Origin of the sequence: Rhizobium pisi, from assembly GCF_003938655.1 — a bacterium.
Taxonomy (GTDB): Bacteria; Pseudomonadota; Alphaproteobacteria; order Rhizobiales; family Rhizobiaceae; genus Rhizobium; species Rhizobium pisi.
Genome location: NZ_RJJT01000016.1, coordinates 106,924 through 130,276, shown reverse-complemented (window position 1 = coordinate 130,276; position 23,353 = coordinate 106,924). Strand labels below are relative to the sequence as shown.

General features: G+C 62.6%; 21 protein-coding genes. 12 read left to right on the top strand and 9 right to left on the bottom strand.

Annotated elements, in window-relative coordinates; translation table 11 throughout:
* Positions 1–27: 27 nt before the first annotated feature.
* Positions 28–942, bottom strand: coding sequence for a LysR substrate-binding domain-containing protein (locus EFD55_RS22405; protein WP_125847500.1), 915 nt, complete (start codon positions 940–942; stop codon positions 28–30).
* A gap of 101 nt (positions 943–1,043) precedes the next feature.
* On the opposite strand from EFD55_RS22405, the gene EFD55_RS22400 reads away from it, so the two are divergent.
* Positions 1,044–1,235: a hypothetical protein gene (locus tag EFD55_RS22400; protein ID WP_125847498.1), complete on the top strand. Its 192-nt coding sequence runs from the start codon at positions 1,044–1,046 to the stop codon at positions 1,233–1,235.
* Here the strand turns inward: EFD55_RS22400 and xdhC are convergent.
* The 4 genes from xdhC to EFD55_RS22370 form a co-directional block, all read right to left on the bottom strand.
* Complete coding sequence (gene xdhC, locus EFD55_RS22395) at positions 1,211–2,026, bottom strand: xanthine dehydrogenase accessory protein XdhC (protein ID WP_125847496.1); 816 nt, start codon at positions 2,024–2,026, stop codon at positions 1,211–1,213. The genes EFD55_RS22400 and xdhC overlap by 25 nt on opposite strands.
* A gap of 276 nt (positions 2,027–2,302) precedes the next feature.
* Positions 2,303–4,642: a xanthine dehydrogenase molybdopterin binding subunit gene (xdhB, locus tag EFD55_RS22385; RefSeq protein ID WP_125847492.1), complete on the bottom strand. Its 2,340-nt coding sequence runs from the start codon at positions 4,640–4,642 to the stop codon at positions 2,303–2,305.
* Positions 4,643–4,898: 256 nt separating this feature from the next.
* Positions 4,899–6,365, bottom strand: a complete 1,467-nt coding sequence (gene xdhA, locus EFD55_RS22375) for a xanthine dehydrogenase small subunit (protein WP_125847490.1) — start codon at positions 6,363–6,365, stop codon at positions 4,899–4,901.
* 28 nt (positions 6,366–6,393) lie between these two features.
* A complete protein-coding gene (locus tag EFD55_RS22370; RefSeq protein ID WP_125847488.1) occupies positions 6,394–7,170 on the bottom strand; it encodes a 3-hydroxybutyrate dehydrogenase in 777 nt (258 codons plus the stop codon).
* A gap of 254 nt (positions 7,171–7,424) precedes the next feature.
* On the opposite strand from EFD55_RS22370, the gene glpK reads away from it, so the two are divergent.
* Positions 7,425–8,918 (top strand): glycerol kinase GlpK, encoded by a 1,494-nt coding sequence (gene glpK / locus EFD55_RS22360; protein ID WP_125847486.1) that lies wholly within the window; start codon positions 7,425–7,427, stop codon positions 8,916–8,918.
* A gap of 27 nt (positions 8,919–8,945) precedes the next feature.
* Here the strand turns inward: glpK and EFD55_RS22355 are convergent, their stop codons facing one another.
* Complete coding sequence (locus EFD55_RS22355; RefSeq protein ID WP_125847484.1) at positions 8,946–9,908, bottom strand: hypothetical protein; 963 nt, start codon at positions 9,906–9,908, stop codon at positions 8,946–8,948.
* A gap of 188 nt (positions 9,909–10,096) precedes the next feature.
* Here EFD55_RS22355 and EFD55_RS22350 point away from each other — a divergent pair, with 188 nt between their 5' ends.
* The 5 genes from EFD55_RS22350 (at position 10,097) to map (ending at position 14,399) form a co-directional block, all read left to right on the top strand.
* Positions 10,097–10,471: a YciI family protein gene (locus tag EFD55_RS22350; protein WP_125847483.1), complete on the top strand. Its 375-nt coding sequence runs from the start codon at positions 10,097–10,099 to the stop codon at positions 10,469–10,471.
* Positions 10,468–11,727, top strand: coding sequence for an RNA polymerase sigma factor (locus tag EFD55_RS22345; RefSeq protein WP_125847480.1), 1,260 nt, complete (start codon positions 10,468–10,470; stop codon positions 11,725–11,727). Before EFD55_RS22350 ends, EFD55_RS22345 begins: the two co-directional genes overlap by 4 nt.
* An 89-nt stretch (positions 11,728–11,816) precedes the next feature.
* A complete protein-coding gene (locus EFD55_RS22340; protein WP_125847478.1) occupies positions 11,817–12,284 on the top strand; it encodes an SRPBCC family protein in 468 nt (155 codons plus the stop codon).
* Positions 12,285–12,539: 255 nt separating this feature from the next.
* Positions 12,540–13,601, top strand: a complete 1,062-nt coding sequence (locus EFD55_RS22335; protein ID WP_125847476.1) for an LLM class flavin-dependent oxidoreductase — start codon at positions 12,540–12,542, stop codon at positions 13,599–13,601.
* 39 nt (positions 13,602–13,640) lie between these two features.
* Entirely contained in the window at positions 13,641–14,399 is a 759-nt protein-coding gene (gene map, locus EFD55_RS22330; RefSeq protein ID WP_125847474.1) for a type I methionyl aminopeptidase, read from the top strand.
* A gap of 103 nt (positions 14,400–14,502) precedes the next feature.
* Here the strand turns inward: map and EFD55_RS22325 are convergent, their stop codons facing one another.
* Positions 14,503–15,078: a PadR family transcriptional regulator gene (locus EFD55_RS22325; protein ID WP_125847472.1), complete on the bottom strand. Its 576-nt coding sequence runs from the start codon at positions 15,076–15,078 to the stop codon at positions 14,503–14,505.
* A gap of 166 nt (positions 15,079–15,244) precedes the next feature.
* On the opposite strand from EFD55_RS22325, the gene EFD55_RS22320 reads away from it, so the two are divergent.
* Complete coding sequence (locus EFD55_RS22320) at positions 15,245–16,429, top strand: YbfB/YjiJ family MFS transporter (protein WP_125847470.1); 1,185 nt, start codon at positions 15,245–15,247, stop codon at positions 16,427–16,429.
* 125 nt (positions 16,430–16,554) lie between these two features.
* Positions 16,555–17,820: a peptide antibiotic transporter SbmA gene (gene sbmA, locus EFD55_RS22315; RefSeq protein ID WP_125847468.1), complete on the top strand. Its 1,266-nt coding sequence runs from the start codon at positions 16,555–16,557 to the stop codon at positions 17,818–17,820.
* 230 nt (positions 17,821–18,050) lie between these two features.
* Here sbmA and EFD55_RS22310 read toward each other — a convergent pair whose 3' ends face one another.
* Positions 18,051–19,040, bottom strand: coding sequence for a polysaccharide deacetylase family protein (locus EFD55_RS22310; protein WP_125847466.1), 990 nt, complete (start codon positions 19,038–19,040; stop codon positions 18,051–18,053).
* Positions 19,041–19,159: 119 nt separating this feature from the next.
* On the opposite strand from EFD55_RS22310, the gene EFD55_RS22305 reads away from it, so the two are divergent.
* The 3 genes from EFD55_RS22305 to der all read left to right on the top strand — a co-directional run bounded on the left by EFD55_RS22305 (position 19,160) and on the right by der (position 21,963).
* Positions 19,160–19,744 carry an NnrU family protein gene (locus EFD55_RS22305; RefSeq protein ID WP_125847464.1) on the top strand — a complete coding sequence of 195 codons (585 nt, stop codon included), beginning with the start codon at positions 19,160–19,162 and terminating at the stop codon, positions 19,742–19,744.
* A 103-nt stretch (positions 19,745–19,847) separates the two neighbouring features.
* Complete coding sequence (locus EFD55_RS22300) at positions 19,848–20,531, top strand: tetratricopeptide repeat protein (RefSeq protein WP_125847462.1); 684 nt, start codon at positions 19,848–19,850, stop codon at positions 20,529–20,531.
* Between the two features lie 16 nt (positions 20,532–20,547).
* Entirely contained in the window at positions 20,548–21,963 is a 1,416-nt protein-coding gene (gene der / locus EFD55_RS22295) for a ribosome biogenesis GTPase Der (protein ID WP_125847460.1), read from the top strand.
* 73 nt (positions 21,964–22,036) lie between these two features.
* On the opposite strand, the gene EFD55_RS22290 is transcribed toward der, so the two are convergent.
* Positions 22,037–23,218 (bottom strand): glycosyltransferase family 4 protein, encoded by a 1,182-nt coding sequence (locus EFD55_RS22290; protein WP_125847458.1) that lies wholly within the window; start codon positions 23,216–23,218, stop codon positions 22,037–22,039.
* Positions 23,219–23,353 lie beyond the last annotated feature (135 nt).

The window sequence follows — 23,353 nt, the reverse complement described above, 5'->3', positions numbered from 1 at the left end:
GGCCCGGCCAGGTGCCGAGTCCGATCTCTAGCTCTTCGTTGTCGCATCTTTTCCGGCTAGGCTCATCTCATCGAGGATCCAGTTGCGGAAAGCTTTGATCTTCGGCACGTTGCGGCGGTTTTCGGGGTAGACCAGCCAATAAGCCTTGCCGTCGCTGAGGGTGAGTTCGAAGGGCTGGTAGAGCCGGCCGAGCGCGATCTCGCCCGCATAGAAGGCCGGGTTGAGGATGGCGACGCCATGGCCGGCCATCGCCGCATCGGCTTCCACGGCCTGGGAGCCCAGCTGGTTGCGCGGGCGCTGGTCGAGATCCGTCTCAGTGACGCCGGCTGCCTCGAACCATTGTTTCCACCAGGGGTCGCCGGCGTCGAAGAGGTCGAATTTCAGAAGATCGCGCGGCTCCCGAATGCCACCCTTCGACTCCGCCAGCTTCGGGCTCAACATTGGCGTGAATTCCAGGCCCATCAGCCGGTGCAGCGTCAGTCCCGGCCAGTCGCCGTCACCCCAGCGGATGCCGACATCGATCTGCTCGCGGGTGAAATCGATGATGTCGGAGGTCGCCTGAAAACGCACCGCGATCGCCGGATGTTTGAGGTGGAAGGAGCCGAGGCGCGGCGCCAGCCATTTCGAGGCGAAGGTATGGGTCGAGCTGATGGCCAGCGTGCCCTCGACGCTGTCGCGCGCCGTCGCCACCGCGTCATGCAGCAGGGCGAAGGCTTCGGTCACCTTCGGCGCAAGCCGCTCGCCGGTATCGGTCAATGCGATCTGGCGCGGCCGGCGCAGGAAGAGCTGCTCGCCGACATTCTCCTCCAGCAGCTTGATCTGGTAGCTAACGGCCGTCTGCGTCATGCCGAGTTCGTCGCCCGCCTTGGTGAAACTGCCGAGCCGGGCGGCGGCCTCGAAGACGCGCAGCGCATTCAGCGGAAATTGTTTCGAGAGTTTCATGGATAAGTTCTCTTGATGCAGACAGACGGTCGTTCGATTGGAATTGCAGCATTTTTGGCAGCAGACTGCAACACATACCATCAATCTGACGAGGTGATGTCATGGATTGCCAAGCTATCGACCAGAGCCGCCCGCAGCCGACCATCGGGATTTTTCAGCGCATCGGTGGCAGGTTGGCGCGGATCTGGCGCATGCCCAGGCTCGATCTCGACACGGCGCCGGACCGGGTCAAGCGTGATCTCGGTTTCCTCGACGGGCGCGATCCCTATTACGAGGACGAATGCAGGCGGTAGGCCGCGAGCGCCGTCAGGATTTCGGCGGCGGTCATGGCGGCGATCACTTCGGGGCGTTTGTCCCTGACGGCGGAGCCGCCGATCGGCAGCGTCAGCCGCTCCATCCAGCCACGCTCGCCGCCGCCTTCGCGGGAAAGCCAGCTTGCGAAGGTGGCGCGCTTGGTCGATGAGCCGATCATGCCGATATAGGCGAGATCGGTCCTTTCCAGCGCCTCGCGGGCGATCAGAAAATCCAGCGCGTGGTCATGGGTCAGGATGACGACCGCCCCACCGCCGGGAATATCCTTCACCAGCGCCTCCGGCATCGGCACCAGCCGGGTCCTGGTTTCATCAGGCAGGTTGGCGAGCTCTTCCTGCCTGGTTTCGACGACCGTCACCGATAGCGGCAGCGGCGCAAGTGCTGCCGCCAGCGCCCGGCCGACATGGCCGGCTCCGAAGAGAAAGATTTCTGGCAGACGCTCGATCTCGCCGGCAAGCCTTGCATCGAGCTCATCTTTCACCGCCTCCGTCAGCCGCCGAAACCGCAACTGCGTACGTCCGCCGCAGCACTGGCCGATCTCCGGGCCGAGCGGAATGTCCATCGCGGGCACCCCGCCAGTTCCGGCCAGCATCTCCCGCGCATTCCGGATCGCCATGAATTCAAACTGCCCGCCACCGATCGTGCCCCACAGCGTGGTCGGCGATACGAGCATGAAGGCCCCGGCCTCGCGCGGGGTTGAGCCTTGCGTGCCTGTGATGTCGATGAGGATGCTGTCGGGGTGGGCGGCGAGGAACGTGGGGAGGTCGGTCATGGGTGGAAGGCCGATGAGCGGGTGGGTGTGGCACCCCCCTCTGTCCTGCCGGGCATCTCCCCCACAAGGGGGGAGATCGGCATGAGGCGCGGGCCTCCCGGAACTGGGAAGCGGTCGCGTAGAGTTTTAAAATGTGATGTCAGAATATTGAGGTGTGGTGCGTTCCGTTTTGCCGATCTCCCCCCTTGTGGGGGAGATGTCCGGCAGGACAGAGGGGGGTGCCGCCCGCTCTGCCGGTCCTGCTCAAGCAACAAACCAGCCGGACGCCTTTTCATCCTACACCCGCTTCATCCGCTCCACCGCCATCAGCACCCGTTCCGGCGTCGCCGGCGCATCGAGCCTCGGGCAGACCTTGTAATCCGCGACACTCGCCACCGCCATCGACAGCGCCTCCAGCACCGAGATCGCCAGCATGAGGGGTGGTTCGCCGACGGCCTTGGAGCGGCCGATGGTGGCTTCGGCGTTTTCAGACCATTCGGCAAGCCGCACGTTGAAGATCTTCGGCCGGTCGGAGGCGAGGGGGATCTTGTAGGTGGAGGGGGCATGCGTGCGCAGCCGCCCCTTGTCGTCCCACCAGAGCTCTTCCGTCGTCAGCCAGCCCATGCCTTGGACGAAGGCGCCCTCGACCTGGCCGAGGTCGATCGCCGGGTTCAGCGAGCGGCCGACATCGTGGAGGATGTCGGTGCGGTCAATCAGATATTCGCCGGTCAGCGTGTCGATCGAGACCTCGGTGCAGGCGGCGCCATAGGCGAAATAATAGAAGGGCGTGCCGCGGCCGGCCTTGCGGTCCCAGTGGATCTTCGGCGTCTTGTAGAAGCCGGCGGCCGACAACTGGACGCGGGCGAAATAGGCCTGCTTGATGAAGTCGGGAAAGGGGATCTCGCTTTCGCCGACACGCACGCGGTTCGGCAGGAAGACGACATCGGAGGGCGTTACATTCCATTTCTCGGCGGCAAACGCCACCAGCCGTTCCTTGATCTGGCAGGCGGCGTCATAGGCGGCCATGCCGTTGAGGTCCGAGCCGGAGGAGGCGGCCGTCGCCGAGGTGTTCGGCACCTTGGCCGTCGTCGTCGCGGTGATCTTCACCCTGTCGATATCGACCTGGAAGCTGTCGGCCAGCACCTGCGCCACCTTGGTATAGAGGCCCTGGCCCATCTCGGTGCCGCCATGGTTCAGGTGGATCGAGCCGTCCTGGTAGATATGGACGAGGGCGCCGGCCTGGTTGAAGGCGGTCATGGTGAAAGAGATGCCGAATTTCACCGGCGTCAGCGCGATGCCTTTTTTGATGTAGCGGCTGTCGCGGTTGAAGGCGATGATGGCGTTGCGCCGGCTCCGGTATTCAGCAGTCTCTTCCAGATCCTCGACGACGCGGGCGATGATATTGTCCTCGACCTCCTGGTGGTAGGGGGTGAGCGTGCGCCCGGAGCCCGGCTGTCCGTAGAAATTCAGCTTGCGGATATCGAGCGGGTCCTTGCCGACGGCATAGGCGATCTCCTCGATGAAGCGCTCGGCGCCGAGCATGCCCTGCGGGCCGCCGAAACCGCGGAAGGCGGTGTTGGAGACCGTGTGGGTCTTCAAGGGCTTCGACGTCAGATGCACATGCGGATAGAAATAGCTGGAATCGGCATGGAAGAGGGCGCGGTCGGTCACCGGTCCCGACAGGTCGGAAGAGAAACCGCAGCGCGCCGCGTAAGTGGCGTCGACCGCGTGGATGCGGCCCTCGGCGTCGAAGCCGAGTTCGTAATCGACGAGGAAATCGTGGCGCTTGCCGGTGGCGCTCATGTCCTCGTCGCGGTCGGGACGGAACTTGATCGCGCGGGCGAGCTTCTTGGCGGCAATCGCCGCAAGGGCTGCGAACTGGTTGCCCTGCGTCTCCTTGCCGCCGAAGCCGCCGCCCATGCGGCGCACGTTCACGGTCACGGCGTTGGAGGGGATATCAAGGACATGGCCGACGATATGCTGGATCTCGCTCGGATGCTGCGTCGAGGACCAGACGGTGACCTCGTCGTCCTCGCCGGGGATCGCCACGGCGATATGGCTTTCGAGGTAGAAATGCTCCTGGCCGCCGATGCGCATCTGGCCTCTCAGCCGCCTCTCGGCGTTCGGCATCTCCGTTTCCGGCTCGCCGCGGTGCAGTGTCATCGGCGTGATGACAAGCGGGCTGCCGTTGGCGAGCGCCCCGTCGATATCACTCCAGTGCGGGAGATCGCGGTATTCGATCTTCGCCAGCCGCGCGGCGCGGCGGGCGGCGTCGCGCGTTTCGGCGATGACGGCAAAGATCGGTTGGCCGTGGAACTGAACCAAAGTTTCGGCGAGCAGTGGCTCGTCATGGCTGCCGTTGGAGCTGACGTCGTTGACGCCGGGCACGTCCTTGCCGGTGAAGGCCCAGACGACGCCGGGATAGGCGGCGACCTCGGAAAGGTCGATGCTGAGGATTTCGGCATGCGCCCGGTCGGAAAGGCCGAGGGCGCCGTGCAGGAGGCCTGCGGGTTCGGGAATATCGTCGATATAATCGGCGGTTCCGGTGACGTGCTTATGCGCTGAATCATGGCGCAGCGAGCCGTGCATGGGGCCTGATATGATGGCCTTGCGGTCTTCGAAGGTGGACTTGTCCATTAGATGAGGCCTCCGCGAAGGGAGTTATGGAATGCGGCGGCTACTCCGCACCCCCTCATTCCTGTGCTTGTCACAGGAATCCAGCCACGGTGCCTCTGCGCCGTGAATGACTCATATGACGCTGAGGAAAAGTCTCCCGCGCCCAAGGACTTGGGCGCGCTGGATTCCTGTGACAAGCACAGGAATGAGGGAGAGGAGGAGACCGCGACGGCCCCCATCAAAGTTTGTATTCCGGGCGTTCTGACCAATGCGTCCATCACGCCACCTCCTCGAACCGCTTCAGCTCCGCCGGTGCGCCCACCGTTTCCAGATAGAACCGCGTCAGCAAGTTCTTTGCCGTCAATTGCCGATATTCCGCCGTGGCGCGCCAGTCGGTGAGCGGCTGGTAATCGGCGTCGAAGGCGGGGCGGGCGGCCTCTATCGTTGCTTCCGCCCAGGGTTTGCCGATCAGTGCGGCCTCCACGTTGTGGGCGCGTTTTGGCGTTGCCGCCATGCCGCCGAAGGCGATGCGGATGGCGGTGACGATCTCGGCGTCGTCGAGCGTCAGCAGGAAGGCGCCGAGGACGGCAGTGATGTCTTCATCGCGGCGCTTGGTGACCTTGTAGGCGGCAAAGCGGCTGGTTTCCTTGGGATAGGGCACGAAGACGCTTTCGACGAATTCGCCGGGCCTGCGGTCCTGCCTGCCATAGGCGATGAAGAACTCTTCGAGCGGTATCCTGCGCTGGCCTTGCCGGGAGCGCAGCGTCAGCGTCGCGCCGAGCGCGATCAGCGGGGGCGGGCTGTCGCCGATCGGCGAGCCGTTGGCGATATTGCCGCCGATCGTGCCCATGTTGCGCACCTGTTCGCCGCCGATGCGGTCGATCAACCGCCCGAGCGCCGGGATCTTTTTGGAGATCGCCGCAAAGGCGCTGCTATAGCTGACGCCGGCGCCGAAGGTGACGCCGTCCTCGCTCTCCGTGATAGACTGCAGTTCGCTCAGGTGATTGATGAAGACGACAGGGCCTAGCCGCTTCATCTGTTTCGTCACCCAGAGACCGACATCCGTCGCGCCGGCGACGACGGTCGCCTCGGGCTCCTGCGACAGGATTTCCGCGAGCGCCTGGACCGAGGCCGGCACGATCAGCCGGTCTTCACCGTTCCCAATCCTGATGGTGCCGCTCGCCTGCATTGCCCAGAGCCGGGCGACGATTTCCGACCGCGTCCGCTCCAGCGGATCGAAGAGCGCGCTCGGCCGCATCCGGCTCACCTGCTCGGCCGCCTTGACGATCGGCTCGTAGCCCGTGCAGCGACAGAGATTGCCCTGCAGCGCCTTTTCGATTTCCTGACGGTTGGGCTTTTCCTTCATCAGCCACAGGCCATAGAGCGACATGACGAAGCCGGGCGTGCAGAAGCCGCATTGCGAGCCATGACAATCCACAAGCGCCTGCTGCACGGGGTGCAGCGCGCCGTCCCTGCCGGCGAGATGCTCGACCGTCACCACATGCGTGGCATGCAGCGAACCCATGAAGCGGATACAGGCATTGACGGATTCATAGGCGAGCTTGCCGTCGGCCAGCCGCCCGACAAGCACGGTGCAGGCGCCGCAATCGCCTTCCGCGCATCCTTCCTTGGTGCCCGTCAGGCGTCGCTTCAACCGCAGGAAATCGAGAAGTGTCTCGGTCGGCTTGATATCGGTCAGCGCGATGTCTTCGCCATTCAGGATGAAGCGGATGCTGTCGTTCATGATATTCCCGGTTATTTTTTCCAAATGGTTAAGCCGCCGTCCAGCCACCGTCAATCGAGATATGCGTTCCCGTCACCTGGCGGGCGGCATCGCTCGCGAGATAGAGCGACAGCGCGCCGATCTCCTCCGCCTTGACGAATTCACGCGTCGGCTGCGCCTTGAGGATGACTTCGCTTTTCACCTGCTCCTCGGTCATGCCGCGCGCCTTGGCGGTGTCGGGTATCTGCTTCTCGACGAGCGGCGTCAGCACGTAGCCGGGGCAGATGGCGTTCACGGTCACGCCGAATTCGGCAAGTTCAAGTGCTGCCGTCTTCGTCAGGCCTAATATACCATGTTTCGCCGCAACATAGGCGGATTTGAAGGGAGAGGCGACGAGCCCGTGGGCCGAGGCGATGTTGATGATGCGGCCATGCTTCCTGGCCTTCATCAGCGGGATGGCGGCGCGCATGGTGTGGAAGGAACTGGACAGATTGATCGCGATGATCTGGTCCCATTTCTCGATCGGGAAATCCTCGATCTTCTCGACATGCTGGATGCCGGCATTGTTGACGAGGACATCGACGGTGCCGAACGTCTTCGCCGCGGTTTCGATCAGGTCGGCGATTTCGGCGGGCTTGGTCATGTCGGCCGGATGATAGATCGCCCGGCCCTTCGACAATGATTCAAGCCGCGCGACGATCGTCTTGATTTCATCGGCATTTCCGAAGCCGTTGATGACGATGTTGTCGCCCGTTTCGGCAAAGGCGGTGGCGATCGCAAGGCCGATGCCGCTGGTGGAGCCGGTGACGACGACTGATCTGCTCATGCTGTTCTCTCCTGACATCGATGCTGCGTTGCAACGTTATGGCGAGGTTATGCCCAAAGCCGGCAGGCTGGCAATTCCGCTTTATTCGCTTTTCTCGCCCGCATCCGTGTCCTATTGATTTGTCACGATAATCGACATCGAGCATTTCCGTTTTTCTCCGAATCGCGGAAATGCTCTATCTCTTTGTTTCACGCAATTCCGGACGCAAAACCGCTGTACACTTTTGCTGGAATTGCTCTAGCGGGAGGGGTTTCATGAGCGGATATGTTCTGGCGATCGATCAGGGGACGACGTCGACGCGGGCGATTGTTTTCGATGGAGACATGCGCGTCGCCGGCAAGGGCCAGAAGGAATTCAGCCAGATCTATCCACGCTCCGGCTGGGTCGAGCATGATCCCGAGGAGATCTGGGCTTCAGTGATCTCGACCGTCAACATGGCGTTGCGCGATGCCGATATCGAAGCCAAGGATGTGGCGGCACTCGGCATTACCAACCAGCGCGAGACGGTTGTGGTCTGGGAGCGCGAGACCGGCCGGCCGATCCAGAACGCCATCGTCTGGCAGGACCGGCGCACGGCAAGCTATTGCGACAATCTTAAGCGGCAGGATCTGGAGCGGGTTTTCACCAAGAAGACCGGTCTCATCCTCGATCCCTATTTTTCCGGCACCAAGCTCTCCTGGATGCTCGCCAATGTGAAGGGCGCGCGGGCACGCGCTGCGAGGGGCGATCTCTGCTTCGGCACGATCGACACTTTCCTGATCTGGCGGCTGACGGGCGGCAAGAGCTTCGTGACCGATGCCACCAACGCCTCGCGCACACTGATGTACAACATCGCCGAAAACACTTGGGATGAAGACCTGCTCGATATTCTGAGAGTGCCCGCCGCTATGCTGCCAGAGGTCAAGGATTGCGCCGCCGATTTCGGCACGGTCGATCCTGGCCTTTTCGGTGCTGCGATCCCGATCCTCGGCGTTGCCGGCGACCAGCAGGCGGCGACGATCGGCCAGGCCTGCTTTGCGCCGGGCATGCTGAAATCGACCTACGGCACCGGCTGCTTCGCCCTCCTCAACACCGGCGCCGACATGGTGCGCTCGAAAAACCGGCTGCTGACCACGATCGCCTATCGCCTGAACGGCGAGACGACCTATGCGCTGGAGGGGTCGATCTTCATCGCGGGTGCCGCCGTGCAGTGGCTGCGCGACGGGCTCGGCATCATCGGCAAGGCCGGCGATACCAACGAACTCGCCGAAAGGGCCGATCCGACGCAGGAGGTCTATCTCGTACCGGCGTTCACCGGCCTCGGCGCGCCGCACTGGGATGCCAAGGCGCGCGGCGCGATCTTCGGGCTGACGCGCAACAGCGGCCCGGCGGAACTTTCCCGCGCCGCACTGGAAGCCGTCTGCTACCAGACCCGCGACCTGCTCGATGCCATGCAGAAGGACTGGAAGAACGCCGCCGAGGACACCGTGCTGCGCGTCGACGGCGGCATGGTCGCCTCCGACTGGACGATGCAGCGGCTCGCCGATCTTCTCGACGCTCCAGTCGACCGCCCGGTGATCCTGGAAACGACCGCGCTGGGCGCCGCCTGGCTTGCCGGCAGCCGGGCAGGGGTGTGGCCGGACAGAGAGAGCTTTTCGGCGACGTGGAAACGGGACCGGCGCTTCGAGCCCGACATGGATGAGAAGACCCGTGCTGCCAAGCTCAAGGGCTGGAAGAATGCGGTCAAGCGCACGCTGAGCGAGATGTGAGGGTGGAATGATTCCGGAGGTGCCGGGCTATTCCTTCAGCCATGGCGTCGCCGTGCTCCAGAAGATCACGTTCGCGCCGAGATAGTCTTGCGCAAAGGCGGTGAATTCGGCCTTGGTGAAGGGCTTCTTCGTCGCCGGGTTCTTATAGGTCAGCGTCGGCTCCTGCACGGCGAGGCCGACATAGGCAAGTTTGCCCTTATATTTGTTGAAGAACGGGTAGGAATTCTTCATCTGCGCCTTGCGGTTCGGCACAATATCAGGCCCGCCGAGGCCGACATTGTTCTTCGCCGCGAAATCGAAGAGACGGCCCATGTAGTTGTGGTCGTTTTCCCACTCGCAGGGCCAGAAGTTCACATATTGCACGACCATGGACTTTGCGAAGGCCTTGCGGGCGAAGGCGAGGTTTTCCATCTCCGCCGAAAAATAGGCATCACAGGAGAACCCCTTCGGTTCGCGCTTGGGGTCAAGATCGATCGCCGTTTCCGGCAGGTTGATACCGTAGACCCGGCCGTCGAATTTTTCGGCGAGCGCCTTTAGCAGCGCTTGATAGCGGGCGCGCACTTCAGGGTTCCATTGCTGGGCGACCCAGCCGGAACCGACAGGTTTGTTTTCGCCAGGATTGTCGAATTGCGGGGTGAGGCCGTCGCCATATTCCGGTTCGGTCAACATATAGTCGGGGATATTCCGCGCTTTCGGATCGAAGAAGCGGTCCTGCACCTGGATGAAGAGCTTCTTGTTCAGTGCCTCGGCGATGGCGAGGTCTTGCTCGATGGCCGAGAAATCATATTGGCCCTTCGCCGGTTCCAGGCTTTTCCAGTTGTAGACGACCTGGACGCCGCCGATGTCGGGCCGGGCGAGCATGGCCTTTATGGCTTCGAGATTGCCGGAGCTCGTGTAGAGGAAGTTTTCCGGGGCGGAGGCCGCATCGGCAACCCGCATCGGCAGGAAGAGGGCGGCAAGGGCGACGAGAAATCTCTGAGATTTGTGCATGGGGTTCTCGCATGAAAAGGTGATGGAAATGCCGACAGCTCTCCGGGTCAAAAAAGGCAACTCCATGGCTAATAGGGGCGCGGCTCGCAGGGGCGCTCAAGCGTGGTGCTTACAACCACCGATAATTTTTTGATGCGGCCTGTCGGGTAAGCGGTTACTCCTTCGTCATTCGGAAAGAGGAGTGATCGATGCTTTACGCAATCCTTTGTTACGCCCATGAAGAAACCGTCTTCGCCTGGACCAAGGAGGAAGAGGCGGCCGTCATGGAAAAGCTCTACGCCGTGCAGGAGCCGCTTGCCAAAGCCGGCAAGCTCGGCCCCGTCGGTCGGCTGATGCCGACGACCGCGGCGACCACAGTGCGCAAGGGCAAGGACGAGGCTCTCGTCATCGATGGGCCTTTTGCGGAAACGAAAGAGGCGCTTCTCGGCTTCTACGTGATTGATTTCGATACGCTTGAGGAGGCGGTCGCCTTCTCGAAACAGCTTTCGTCAGTCAATCCCGGTTCCACCTCTTACGAAATTCGGCCTTTCTACGTGTTCAGGCCGGGAGATGCTGCATCATGACCGACATTGCCTGGATCGACCTCGCGCTTGCCTCTGCCCGCCCGAAGGCGCTCGGTGCGCTGCTGCGCTATTTCCGCGATCTCGATACCGCGGAAGAGGCGTTCCAGGAGGCATGCCTGAGGGCGATCCGCACCTGGCCGGAGAAAGGGCCGCCGCGCGACCCGACGGCCTGGCTCATTTTCGTCGGGCGCAACAGCGGCATCGATGCCGTGCGCAAGCGGTCAAAGCTCCAGGCTTTGCCGGATGAGGATACGATCTCCGATACCGAGGACGCCGAAAGCGATATCGCCGAGCGGCTTGATGATTCCAACTATCGCGACGACATCCTGCGGCTTCTTTTCATCTGCTGTCATCCCGATCTGCCCGCGACCCAGCAGATCGCGCTGGCGCTGCGCATCGTCTCCGGCCTTTCGGTGCAGCAGATCTCACGCGCCTTCTTGGTGTCCGAAAGCGCCATGGAGCAGCGCATCACACGGGCCAAGGCGCGCGTCGCCAAGGCAGGCGTGCCATTCGAAACGCCGAGCCCGCAGGAGAGGGCGGAGCGGCTTTCGATCGTCAGCACGATGATCTATCTCATCTTCAACGAGGGCTACAGCCAGGCCGATCCCAAGCGCGAGGCGGCGGCCTTCAGCGACGAGGCGATCCGGCTTGCACGCCTGATGCTGCGCAGCTTTCCCTCCGAACCGGAGCTGATGGGGCTGCTTGCAATGATGCTTCTGCAGATCTCGCGTCGGCAGGCACGCTTCAGCGCCGAGGGTGAAATCGTGCTGCTCGAGGATCAGGACCGCTCGCTCTGGAACCAGCCCTTCATCAACGAGGCCCTGGCGCTGCTCGACAAGGCGCTGCGCCACCGCCGGCCCGGGCCTTTCCAGCTTCAGGCGGCGATTGCCGCGATTCATTCCCGGGCAAAACGGGCTGAAGATACCGACTGGGTCGAAATCGATCTGCTCTATCGCGCGCTGGAACGTATCCAGCCATCCCCTGTCGTCACGCTCAATCGGGCGGTGGTGATTTCCAAATTGCAGGGGCCGCAGGACGCGCTCGATCTGGTCGATCCGCTCGGCGAGAAGCTCGACGGCTATTTCTATTATCATGGCCTGCGCGGCAATCTCTTAAAGCAACTCGGCCGCAACGGCCAGGCGCGCGAAGCCTTCGACCGCGCCATCGCGCTTGCCCAGTCTGCGGCGGAGGCCGCCCATATTCGTCACCAGATCGACAAGATGCAGGAAGATGCCGCGCGGCCGATCGCAAAATAATTCGGCGTGCTGTCGGAACGTTGAACGTCCACGCGTCCTTGCGACAACCTGATACGAAACAGGTTTCATTCAAACGGAGAGATGTTGAAATGACCGCCAGCACGCAGCATGAACTTGTCCTCGTTCGCGAATTCGACGCACCGCGGGAGAAGATCTACAAGGCATGGACCGATCCGGACCTGCTGAAGCAGTGGTTCGTGCCGCGCCCCTGGGGCGTGGCGGAAGCGACGCTCGACGTCCGCCCCGGCGGTTCCAACGTCATCGTCATGCAGGATCCCGAGGGCAATCAATACCCGAACCGCGGCGTCTATCTCGAAATCATCGAGAGCGAAAAGATCGTCTTCACCGATGCCTATACCAGCGCCTGGGTGGCGTCGGAAAAACCTTTCTTCACGGGCATCATCCTGCTCGAGGAACTCGGCAACGGCAGGACGAAATACACCGCCAAGGCGCTGCACTGGCGCGCTGAAGACAAGGAAGCGCACGAAAAGATGGGCTTCCACGAGGGATGGGGTAAGGCGGCGGACCAGCTGGCGGAACTGCTGGCGACGATGTGAGCGACGGGGACGGCGCGGTGAAGGCTGCGCCGTTCCGACGCTTCAAGTGCTGTGTGAGGCCGCTTGGAAGATGATTCCGCCGATGCCTCGAACTCGTTGAATTCAGATTCGAATTGCGGTCCGGGCGCGTCCTGCGGTTAATGCCAAAGTCATCACGCTGCTATCGAGATTCTCGAACATTCCGTTCCAGAGTTTGTATTTGCGTTCGCCCCTGTCGATCCTTATCTCCGGGCTGAATTCAACGGGATGCCGACAATGGAACTGGGTCTTTATACGTTTGCGGACGTCAATCCTAACCCCTCTCGCAGCAAGGGAGTGGAAGGGGCTGAGCGGCTGAAGCATCTGATCGAGGAGATCGAGCTTGCCGACCAGGTGGGGCTCGATGTCTTCGGGCTCGGCGAACATCACCGGCCGGACTATGCGGCATCCGCTCCTGCGGTGGCGCTGGCGGCGGCCGCGGTCAAAACGAAGAACATCCGGCTGACCAGTGCAGTCACTGTGCTCTCCTCGGACGACCCGGTGCGTGTCTTCCAGCAGTTCTCGACGCTTGACCTGATCTCCAACGGCCGCGCCGAAATCATGGCGGGGCGTGGCTCCTTCATCGAGTCCTTCCCGCTGTTCGGCTACAATCTCGAAGATTACGACCAGCTTTTCGAGGAGAAGCTCGATCTGCTGCTGGCGCTGCGCGACGGTGAGACGGTCGATTGGAAGGGCGAGCTTCGCGCGCCGATCAACGGGCGAGGCGTTTATCCCCGGCCGCTGCAGGATCCGCTGCCGCTCTGGATCGCCGTCGGCGGTACGCCGCAATCGGTGGCCCGCGCCGGCGCCCTCGGCCTGCCGGTGGCATTGGCGATCATCGGCGGTGAGCCCCGTCGTTTTGCCCCGCTCTTCGATCTCTACCGCGAGGCGGCGCGCCGGGCAGGGCAGGACCAGGGGAAGCTGAAGACTAGCATCAACGTTCACGGCTTCGTCGCCGATACGATGGAAGCGGCGGCCGACCAGTTCTACGGACCGCAGGCCGAAGTGATGAACCGCATCGGCCGCGAGCGTGGCTGGGGGCCGACCAGCCGGGCGCATTTCGACATGTCGCGCGGGCCGAATGGCGCGCTCTTCGTCGGCGATCCCGAAGTGGTGGCCGAAAAGATCATCGCTCATCACGCGCTTTTCAAGAACGATCGCTTTCTGCTGCAGATGGCCATCGGCCTGATGCCGCATGATCAGATCATGCGTGGCATCGAGCTCTACGGGACGAAAGTGGCGCCGATCGTCAGAAAGGCATTGACTGAAAAGGGCGAAGAGGCGAAAGCCTCAGCTTGAGGCGGCCGCGGTCGCCCTGCGCAAGGCCGGAACAGACGAATGGTTATCGCAAACGACGACGAACTGGCAAAGCTCAAGGAGATTGGCCGCATCTGCGCCAACGCCATCCAGGTAATGGCAGCGGCGATGGAGCCCGGCATGACGACGCTGGAGCTCGACGAGATCGGCCGCAAGGTGCTCGAGGGCTCGGGCGCGCGCTCGGCGCCGGAGTTCTGCTACCAGTTTCCGGGCGCGACCTGCATCAGCATCAACGAGGAAATCGCCCACGGCATTCCGGGCGCGCGCGTCATCCGCGCCGGCGACCTCATCAACATCGACGTCTCGGCGGAGAAAGACGGCTTCTTCGCCGATACCGGCGCCTCCTTTGCGGTGCCCCCGGTCAAGCCGAAGATCGAACGGCTCTGCCGCGACGGCAGGCGGGCGCTCTGGGTCGGGCTCAACCAGGTGAAGTCGGGCGAACCGCTGGCCAAGATCGGCACCGCCGTCGGCGCCTTTGCGCAGAAGAACCGCTATACGCTGGTCGCCAACCTCGCGAGCCACGGCGTCGGCCGCTCGCTGCACGAGGAGCCGGCCGAGCTCTCGACCTGGCCGGACCCTTCCGAAAAACGCATCATGACGGATGGTCTCGTCTTCACCGTCGAGCCCTTCCTGTCGCTCGGCGCGACATGGGCCGAAGGCGGCGATGACGCCTGGACGCTCTATGCCGATCCGAAGGCGCCGACCGTTCAGTATGAGCATACCGTGGTCGCGACCCGCAACGGGCCGGTGATTTTGACGTTGCCGGATGAGCGGGCGTAACGGCCACTTCTGACGTTTTCCGGCCTGGCCGGAGCGCTCGCCTCGCCCTTCGATGCCGGGACACCTCAGGGTGAGGCCCTCTTGAGCTTTGGCGCCTTCCTCTTCACCCCCGCGTTTCCGGTCTGCCCCCTTGCAGGATCTCGGTGGCGGCGCGTTCCAGGATGGCGGCGATGCGGGCGGCTTCGGGTTTGGACCAGGGATAGCGCATCCTGAGCGCCGAACGCAGCAGCATGCGGGCAGCGCGGATGTCGCCGCCGTCCTGCATGAAGTCGCCGTCATCGCCTTCGTCGGCGCCGTGACGGTCGCTTTCGAAGACGCGCTTCACATAGGCCATCTTTTCGCCGATGCGTTCGAGCTTGGCGAATGTGTGCAGGATCATGGCGCGGTTTTCCTCGACGCGGCGGCGACCGGTCTCGGTGATGCGGTAGAGCTTCTTGGCGCCCTCGTTCTCCACTTCCGCCAGACCGGTCTCCTCGAGATAGGTGAGCGCAGGATAGATGACGCCGGGGCTCGGCACGTAGAAGCCGCCCGAGCGTTCCTCCAGGATCTTGATCAATTCATAGCCATGGCACGGCCGCTCATCGAGCAAAGCCAGGATGACGAGTTGCAGGTCGCCGGCCGCGAATTTGCGGCCCATGCGGAAACCTCCGCCGAACATGCCGCCTTTAAAACCTCTCATGGGTTTCCCTTTCATCGTTGGATATATCGCTGAATATGTCGTAAAACATATATCGTAAGATAATGCTTTTCAAGGACGGCGACGAAAATCCGGTCTTTCGCGGAATTGATCGATCGATCAGAAATACTCGTTTGTGGCGTCCGCGCTGCGGCGCGATAAGCGTTTCATGCTTTCCCGTCCTCCTCGCTCCGCGCCGAATCTCGTTGCCGCCGCCGCCGCCGGCGCCGTCGCCATGGCGGCGGCCATGGGCTTCGGGCGCTTCTCCTACACGCCGATCCTGCCCGGTATGATGAGCGGCGTGCCGCTTTCGGCGGCCGATGCCGGCTTCATCGCCTCTGCGAATTTCGTCGGTTATCTCGTCGGCGCCGTGCTTGCCGCCTATGGCTGGGCGGCGGGACGCGAACGGCTGGTGGCGCTGTTGGCACTGCTTGCCACCGCGATCCTGCTTGCCGCCATGGCGGCTACCGATTCCGTCGCGATCTTTGCCGTCATCCGCTTCCTCGCCGGCCTCGCCAGCGCCTTTGCCATGGTCTTCACCTCGTCGATCGTGCTCAGCCATGGGGCAGCCGCCGGCAACGACCATGTGCAGGCAGCGCATTTCGGCGGGCCGGGGGCGGGGATCGCGCTTTCCTCAGTCATGGTGCTCCTGATCGGCCTCGGCTTTCACGACGGGCCGGGTGGCTGGCGCGCCGACTGGATCGGCGGCGCGCTCTATTGCGCGGCAAGCCTCGTCGTCGTCTGGTGGCTCTTGCCATCGGAGCCCGCGCAATCGGCGCGGACGGGCAAGGAGCCGGCGCTTGTCTGGGGCCGGCCGATGGTGCTCGTCACGCTGTCCTACGGCCTGTTCGGCTTCGGCTACGTCATCACCGCAACCTTTCTCGTCACCATCGCGCGGCTGTCTGCAACGGGACCCTTCGTCGAGTTCCTCTGCTGGTTCATCGCCGGGCTGACGTCAGCGGTTGCGCTCTTTGCCTGGAAGCCGCTGGTGAGGCCGCTCGGGCTTGGCGGCGTCTATGTCGCAGCCCTTGTGGTCGAGGCTGCCGGCGTGCTTGCGACCGTGGCGCTGCCGCCCTCTATCGCGCCGCTGATCGGCGGGGCGCTGTTCGGGGCGACGTTTCTGGCGATCACGGCTTATGGGCTGCAGATCGGCCGCAAGCTTGCCCCTGAGAGCCCGCGGCGGATTCTGGCAATGATGACGGCCGCCTTCGGCGTCGGCCAGATCGTCGGGCCTGTCGTTGCCGGCTGGATCGCCGAACGTTCAGGCAGCTTCACCGTGCCGACGGTGATCGCCGCTGCAGCACTTCCTGTCTGTGCGGCGCTTGTCATGCCGGTGATCAAGAAAATCGCTTAACCGGTTACATCTATGTAACAATGGGCCGAACCCATTGCTGCTTCCTTCGAACTGCCTTAGTTTCCGGCACAATCAGTGTTCCATGACACTCCCGAGACTCACAGTTCAGGAAAGCAAAGCCCCCCGTGTTTCATTCCTTCTTCCCCCAGCCGAAGGCGTTCTTTACTTCGCTCGTCGTTTGGACCCTGATTGCCATTGCCGGATGGTATCTCTTCGCCGCCGGTCTCGGCGTATCGCTCGGCTACGCGCCGGTTGCAGAAGAACAGCAGCCGATTGACCTCTCGTTCTTCCTGCTCCCCGAAAATCTCTGGTTCTACAGCTATTTCCTGCTTTCGGCGGCGATCTTCTGCGCCGCGTGGCATCTGATCGCGCGGAACCACCCCTGGAAGCTGTGGTCGATCTGGGGTTCGGCGCTCATCATCTTCGTGACCTATTTCGGCGTCCAGATCAGCGTCGTGATCAACAACTGGCGCCGGCCGTTCGGTGACCTGCTACAGAACGCATTGTCGAAGCAGCCAGGCATTTCCGTCGACAATTTTTACAGCCTGATGTGGGTCTTCTGTCAGATCGCGTTCCTCAGCATGTTCGTGTCGATCATGACCGACTTCTTCACCAGTCACTACATCTTCCGCTGGCGCACAGCGATGAACAATTTCTACATGTCGAAGTGGGAAAAGCTGCGTCACATCGAAGGCGCCTCACAGCGCGTTCAGGAAGACACGATGCGCTTTTCGAGCACGCTCGAAGGCCTTGGCATCAGCCTCATCAACTCGGTGATGACGCTCGTGGTCTTCCTTCCGATCCTTCTGGCGCTGTCGCACTATGTGACGGAACTGCCGTTCATCGGGCCGGTGGCGAATTCGCTCTTCTGGCTGGCGCTGTTCTGGTCGGCGTTCGGCACGGTTCTGCTGGCGGTTGCAGGCGTCAAGCTGCCGGGCCTGAACTTCCGCAATCAGCGCGTCGAAGCGGCCTATCGCAAGGAACTGGTCTATGGCGAGGACCATGCGGAACGGGCTCATCCGCTGACGGTTACGGAGCTCTTCGGCAACGTCCGCCGCAATTATTACCGCATGTATTTCCACTACATGTATTTCAACGTCGCCCGCTATTTTTATATCCAGGCCGACGCGCTCTTCGTGGTCTTCATGTTGGTGCCGACGATTGTGGCAGGTACGATCACCTACGGTATCTTCCAGCAGATCTCGACCGCCTTCGGCCAGGTCAGCAACTCGTTCCAGTATCTCGTCAATTCCTGGACGACGATCATCGAGCTGCTTTCCATCCATAAGCGTCTGAAGGCCTTCGAAGCGGCAATCGATGATGCGCCGCTGCCGGATATCGACCAGCGTTATCTGGAGCGTGAGGCAGGTGTGGTGCACGCCGACGGTTGATGGGTCGCGGGGGTGTCAGCGACCTGGAGTCGCGTTCGGCGCCCCCTCATCCGCCCTGTCGGGCACCTTTGCCTGGGATGAGCCGCGGGTCTCAACCCGTCCTTCGGACCCCCGCTGGGTAGAAGGGGGAATCGAGACGTTGCGGCATATCTCTTCTCCCCTTGGGGAGAGGGTGCCGGCAGGCGGATGAGGGGGCCGCACGGCACGCCCTCTCATCCCAACAAAATCCATCAAAGACCGGATGTCTGCTGCAGTTTCCCACGCGCCTCGATCATCGGGATCGCTTCCGAATAGCTCACACAGGCCACGTCCGTCCGATGGCAGACGTCGCTGACCAGGCGGTCGAGGGCGCGCCAGTAGGCGCCGCCGTTCATTTCGACGAAGTGGAAGCCGAGCTGGAGGGGAATGCGGTTGCTGTTGTACTGGCGATCGAAGGCTTGGGAAAAGGCGGCGTAGGCGCGGTCCTCGAATTCCTTTGAATCCACGCTGTCCTCCTCGCCCTTGGAATGGCGGACGAAGAGATTGTAATCCATGCCGATGATCGGCTTCTCATTCGGGCCTTCCGGGATCAGCGGCAGGCCGAAGCGGATGATGCCGTCTTCCTCCACCGGCATGGCCGGGCCTTTGGTGACAAGGCTCGCATCATAGGTAAAGCCCGCCTTCTTTTCGGCGGCGATCATGTCGGCGCCCGCTGTCGCCGAGAGATAGGGCGCGCGAAATCCCTTGATGCCGTGATCGACCAGATCCTGCCAGCCGGTCGGCTCCGCAAGGTTGACACTCTTCCAGGCGTTTTTCAGCGTCTCGTGAAAGGTCGCGTATTCGGCCGACCAGTCGGCCTCGCTCCAGAGGCGGCCGTCGAAATGGCCGCAGGCGTGGCTCGATATGTCGTGGCCTTCGAGATGGGCGTGCCAGATATTGCCGAGGCGCTCGCGGATCTCGTCGTCGCTCTGGGCGAAGCCGACATTGGATTTTCCGCGTTTCTGGTGCGGCGCCTGATAGGCCTTTTTCGCCGCCTCATTCATCAGGAAGGTGCAGGAGAGGAAATAGGTGAAGTGGGCGCCGTTCCTGGCGGCCATCTCGCGGCTCTTCAACCAGAGCGCATTGTCGTGGGCGCCGTCAAAGGAAATGATGACGAGCTGTTTCGGCCGGTCGGCGGCCTCTGCGATTGCCGGAACGAGGAAGGAGGCAGCCAGGCAGGCGGAGAAGAGGGAACGAGACATGGGCACCGCGACAATTTGTTCGCGGTTTCCTTTACCAGAATTGCGGCGAAGCTGCGGTCGCGCTGGCATTTTTTCACGCGAGGCTCTAAGCCATGACAAACGGCACGGAAGGATCCGCAATGACATTGCTTATCGTCGGCATCATACTTTTCCTCGGCGTGCATCTGGTGCGGGTGGTGGCCCCCGGTTTCCGCCGCTCGATGATTGCAAGCCTCGGCGAGACGGGCTGGCGGGCCGGCTATTCGATCGCGAGCATCCTCACGCTGATCCTCCTGATTTACGGTTTCGGGCAGGCGCGTCAGGTGACCGGCATGCTCTACAATCCGCCGGTCTGGATGGCGCATATCACGATCACACTGATGCTGATCGCGCTGATCTGTCTCGTTGCCTCGCTGCTGCCGGCGGGGCATATCGCGACGAAGACCAAGCATCCGATGGTGCTGTCGGTGAAGATCTGGGCGCTGGCGCATCTGCTGGCCAATGGCGAGACGTCGTCGGTGCTGCTGTTTGCGGCATTTCTGGCCTGGGGCGTCATCCTGCGCATTTCCCTGAAGCGGCGGCAGCGGGCCGGCGAGATCACGCTTCGCCCCTTCGTCTCGGCCAAATACGACTTCTATGCAGTCGTCATCGGCATCGTCGTCTGGGCGCTGATCATCTGGAAGCTGCACGAGTGGTTGATCGGGGTTTCGCCGCTCGCCATGTGACGAATCTTTCACATCCCCCTTACAACGGCTGCAAAATGGGGTAGAAGGCCCGACAATATGCATCTTGCATGATGTTGGGTAATTTCCGCGGCCGGAGACGAGAATGGCATTCAACGACGACAGCTTCATCCGTGAAGTCAATGAGGAATTGCGGTCTGACCAGATGAAGGGCGTCTGGCGCCGCTTCGGCCGCTATATCATCGTCGTCGCCATCCTGATCGTCGTCGGCACCGCCGGCAAGGTTCTCTATCAATACTGGGACGACAACCGCTCCTCCAGCGCCGGCGACCAGTTCCTGGCGGCGATGAAGCTTGCCGACGAGAACAAGAACGACGAGGCGCTGGCCGCGCTCGACAAGCTGGAGAAGGAGGGCCATGGCGCCTATCCGGTGCTGGCGCGCATGCGGGCCGCGACCGTGCAGGCACAGAAGGGCGACGCTGCCGCGGCGATTGCCGCCTTCAACGAAATCGGCAAGGATAATGGCGTTCCGGCTGCCGTGCGCGATGCAGCGAAAATGCGCGCCGGCTGGCTGCTGATCGAGAACGGCTCCTACGAGCAGGTTTCGGCCGCGATCGAGGAAATGGCCGTGCCGGGCAACGCCTTCCGCCATTCGGCGCGCGAGGCGCTCGGCCTTGTCGCCTACAAGGCCGGCAACATGACGCAGGCGCGGCAGTGGTTCCAGTCGATCGTCGACGATACCGACAGCCCGCGCAATGTTGCCAATCGCGCCCATATGATGCTTGATCTCATTACCGCATCCGGCAAGGCGCCCGCCGCGCAGGGCTGAGTTTTAAGGAAAAAGAATGAGTTTCACGGTCGCGATCGTCGGTCGTCCGAATGTCGGCAAGTCGACGCTTTTCAACCGGCTGGTGGGAAAGAAGCTGGCGCTTGTCGATGACACGCCGGGTGTTACCCGCGACCGCCGGCCGGGCGATGCCCGGCTGATGGGCCTGACCTTCACGATCATCGATACGGCCGGTCTCGAAGAGGCCGACGAGGAAAGCCTGCAGGGCCGCATGCGCGCCCAGACGGAAGCGGCGATCGACGAGGCCGATCTTTCGCTCTTCGTCGTCGACGCCAAGAACGGGCTGACGCCCGTCGATACCGCGCTCGCCGAAATGCTGCGCCGGCGCGGCAAGCCGGTGGTGCTCGTCGCCAACAAATCCGAAGCGCGCGGTTCCGACAGCGGTTTCTATGATGCCTATACGCTCGGCTTGGGAGAGCCGACGCCGATTTCGGCCGAACACGGACAAGGCATGCTCGATCTGCGCGACGCGATCGTCGAGGCGATCGGCAAGGAGCGGGCCTATGCCAAGGAGGATGTTGCCGTCACCGACGTCGACATTGTCGAGACGGCTGATGAGGGTGAGGACGAGGAGCCCGCCTATGACGACACCAAGCCGCTCAGGGTGGCGATCGTCGGGCGGCCGAATGCCGGCAAGTCGACGCTGATCAACCGTTTCCTGGGCGAGGATCGGCTTTTGACCGGGCCGGAGGCGGGCATCACCCGCGATTCCATTTCGGTCGAATGGGACTGGCGCGGCCGCACCATCAAGATGTTCGATACGGCAGGCATGCGCCGCAAGGCGCGAGTGACCGAGAAGCTGGAAAAGCTTTCCGTCGCCGATGCGCTGCGCGCCATCCGCTTCGCTGAAACCGTGGTCATCGTCTTCGATGCGACGATCCCCTTCGAGAAGCAGGACCTGCAGATCGTCGACCTGGTGCTGCGCGAGGGGCGTGCTGCCGTTCTCGCCTTCAACAAATGGGACATGATCGAGGACCGGCAGGCGGTGCTTGCGGATCTGCGCGAGAAGACCGACCGACTGCTGCCGCAGGCGCGCGGCATTCGCGCCGTGCCGATCTCCGGCCAGACCGGCTGGGGCCTCGACAAGCTGATGCAGTCGATCATCGATACGGACAGGGTCTGGAACAAGCGCATTTCGACGGCTCGGCTCAACCGCTGGCTGGAGACGCAGCAGATCCAGCATCCGCCACCGGCCGTTTCCGGCCGCCGCATCAAGCTGAAATACATGACGCAGGTCAAGGCCCGCCCGCCGGCCTTCATGATCTCCTGCACCCGCTCCGACGCGCTGCCGGAATCCTATACGCGCTATCTGATCAACGGGCTGCGCAACGATTTCGACATGCCGAGCGTGCCGATCCGCATCCATTTCCGCTCGCCTGACAATCCGTTCGAAGGCAAGAAGAGACGGACGTAGGGCCGGGCTTGGCGCTGATTGGTAGCGTTTTGTGAAGTCATCAAGGTCGTGAACGACACGCTTGCAGGAGTGATCAATCTGCGGAGGGAAGAGGCCCGGCGGTTTCGCTGGGCTTTCTGCTTCTCGGAAGCGACTTGGCGTACTGCCAGGCCTTTCTCCATTTCGGCGTGATGACGCCGTTGGCGGCGCGGATGTTGTTGATGAACTGCAGCGTCGCGGCTTCCCAGGAATATTGCATGGCAAGGTCGCGGGACTTCTCGCGTGAGGCCGAGAGCGCGGCAAGGCATGCCGCCCGAAGATCGTGATCGAGCGCGCCGACCTCACTGTCCTCGCCGATAATGTCGAGCGGGCCGGTGACCGGATAGGCCGCGACCGGCACGCCTGAGGCCAGCGCTTCGAGGATGGTATTGCCGAAGGTATCGGTCAGCGACGGAAAGACAAAGACGTCGGCCTGGGCATAGGTTTTTGCCAGTTCCTCGCCGAACTTCACGCCGGTGAAGTGTACCTGGGGATAGCGCTGCTCCAGTTCGGCGCGCGCCGGGCCGTCGCCGACGACGACCTTCGAACCGGGCAGATCGAGATCGAGAAAGGCCGGCAGGTTCTTTTCCAGCGCCACGCGACCGACTGTCATGAAGATCGGCCGAGGGAGGCCGAAGGGCTCGTCTTCAAGCGGCATGGGATGGAATTGCGAGGCGTCGATGCCACGGGTCCAAGGCATCAGGTTCTTGATGCCGCGCGCCGATAGCTCGCGGGCAAGGCTCGGCGTCGCGACCATGCAGCCGGCGCCGCCATTGTGGAACCAGCGCACGAAGGCATAGAGCCAGCTCTGCGGGATCGGCAGGCGGGCAGAAACATATTCCGGAAAGCGCGTATGATAGCTGGTCGAGAAAGGCATGCGCTTGCGCAGGCACCAGCGGCGGGCGGTGAGCCCCAGCGGGCCTTCGGTGGCGATATGCACGTAGGAGGGATTGTGCTTTTCGATCTCGCGGGCGACACGGCGATAACCGGCGATCGACAGGCGGATCTCGGGATAGGTCGGGCAGGGGATGCTGTTGAAGCGCTCCGGCGTCACCATCGAGACTTCGACGCCCAGCTTTGCCAGTTCGCGGTTGGTGTTCTCGATCGAGCGCACGACGCCGTTGACCTGCGGATGCCAGGCGTCGGTGACGATCACGAGCCGTTCCGGCAGATTGCCGGCGGAGGCGGCATTGGCCCAGCTCTCGCCGCTGTAAGTGTTTGCCGGACGTTGCAGCATGTCACGATTTCCATCCGCGTTGCAGTGATATGCCAACGCTCAACCCCAAAGCGGGGTTCCGGAACGGCGATTCCCGCTTGCCTATTTTGAGGCATGACCATGATGGAAATATTACAGCCGCATGTCTGTGTTTGC

What these genes read in the sequence shown, in the direction of transcription:
- EFD55_RS22405 (WP_125847500.1), bottom strand. Translation starts at nt 942, where the DNA reads ATGAAACTCTCGAAACAATTTCCGCTGAATGCGCTGCGCGTCTTCGAG.
- EFD55_RS22400 (WP_125847498.1), top strand. Translation starts at nt 1,044, where the DNA reads ATGGATTGCCAAGCTATCGACCAGAGCCGCCCGCAGCCGACCATCGGG.
- xdhC (WP_125847496.1), bottom strand. Translation starts at nt 2,026, where the DNA reads ATGACCGACCTCCCCACGTTCCTCGCCGCCCACCCCGACAGCATCCTC.
- xdhB (WP_125847492.1), bottom strand. Translation starts at nt 4,642, where the DNA reads ATGGACAAGTCCACCTTCGAAGACCGCAAGGCCATCATATCAGGCCCC.
- xdhA (WP_125847490.1), bottom strand. Translation starts at nt 6,365, where the DNA reads ATGAACGACAGCATCCGCTTCATCCTGAATGGCGAAGACATCGCGCTG.
- EFD55_RS22370 (WP_125847488.1), bottom strand. Translation starts at nt 7,170, where the DNA reads ATGAGCAGATCAGTCGTCGTCACCGGCTCCACCAGCGGCATCGGCCTT.
- glpK (WP_125847486.1), top strand. Translation starts at nt 7,425, where the DNA reads ATGAGCGGATATGTTCTGGCGATCGATCAGGGGACGACGTCGACGCGG.
- EFD55_RS22355 (WP_125847484.1), bottom strand. Translation starts at nt 9,908, where the DNA reads ATGCACAAATCTCAGAGATTTCTCGTCGCCCTTGCCGCCCTCTTCCTG.
- EFD55_RS22350 (WP_125847483.1), top strand. Translation starts at nt 10,097, where the DNA reads ATGCTTTACGCAATCCTTTGTTACGCCCATGAAGAAACCGTCTTCGCC.
- EFD55_RS22345 (WP_125847480.1), top strand. Translation starts at nt 10,468, where the DNA reads ATGACCGACATTGCCTGGATCGACCTCGCGCTTGCCTCTGCCCGCCCG.
- EFD55_RS22340 (WP_125847478.1), top strand. Translation starts at nt 11,817, where the DNA reads ATGACCGCCAGCACGCAGCATGAACTTGTCCTCGTTCGCGAATTCGAC.
- EFD55_RS22335 (WP_125847476.1), top strand. Translation starts at nt 12,540, where the DNA reads ATGGAACTGGGTCTTTATACGTTTGCGGACGTCAATCCTAACCCCTCT.
- map (WP_125847474.1), top strand. Translation starts at nt 13,641, where the DNA reads ATGGTTATCGCAAACGACGACGAACTGGCAAAGCTCAAGGAGATTGGC.
- EFD55_RS22325 (WP_125847472.1), bottom strand. Translation starts at nt 15,078, where the DNA reads ATGAGAGGTTTTAAAGGCGGCATGTTCGGCGGAGGTTTCCGCATGGGC.
- EFD55_RS22320 (WP_125847470.1), top strand. Translation starts at nt 15,245, where the DNA reads ATGCTTTCCCGTCCTCCTCGCTCCGCGCCGAATCTCGTTGCCGCCGCC.
- EFD55_RS22310 (WP_125847466.1), bottom strand. Translation starts at nt 19,040, where the DNA reads ATGTCTCGTTCCCTCTTCTCCGCCTGCCTGGCTGCCTCCTTCCTCGTT.
- EFD55_RS22305 (WP_125847464.1), top strand. Translation starts at nt 19,160, where the DNA reads ATGACATTGCTTATCGTCGGCATCATACTTTTCCTCGGCGTGCATCTG.
- EFD55_RS22300 (WP_125847462.1), top strand. Translation starts at nt 19,848, where the DNA reads ATGGCATTCAACGACGACAGCTTCATCCGTGAAGTCAATGAGGAATTG.
- der (WP_125847460.1), top strand. Translation starts at nt 20,548, where the DNA reads ATGAGTTTCACGGTCGCGATCGTCGGTCGTCCGAATGTCGGCAAGTCG.
- EFD55_RS22290 (WP_125847458.1), bottom strand. Translation starts at nt 23,218, where the DNA reads ATGCTGCAACGTCCGGCAAACACTTACAGCGGCGAGAGCTGGGCCAAT.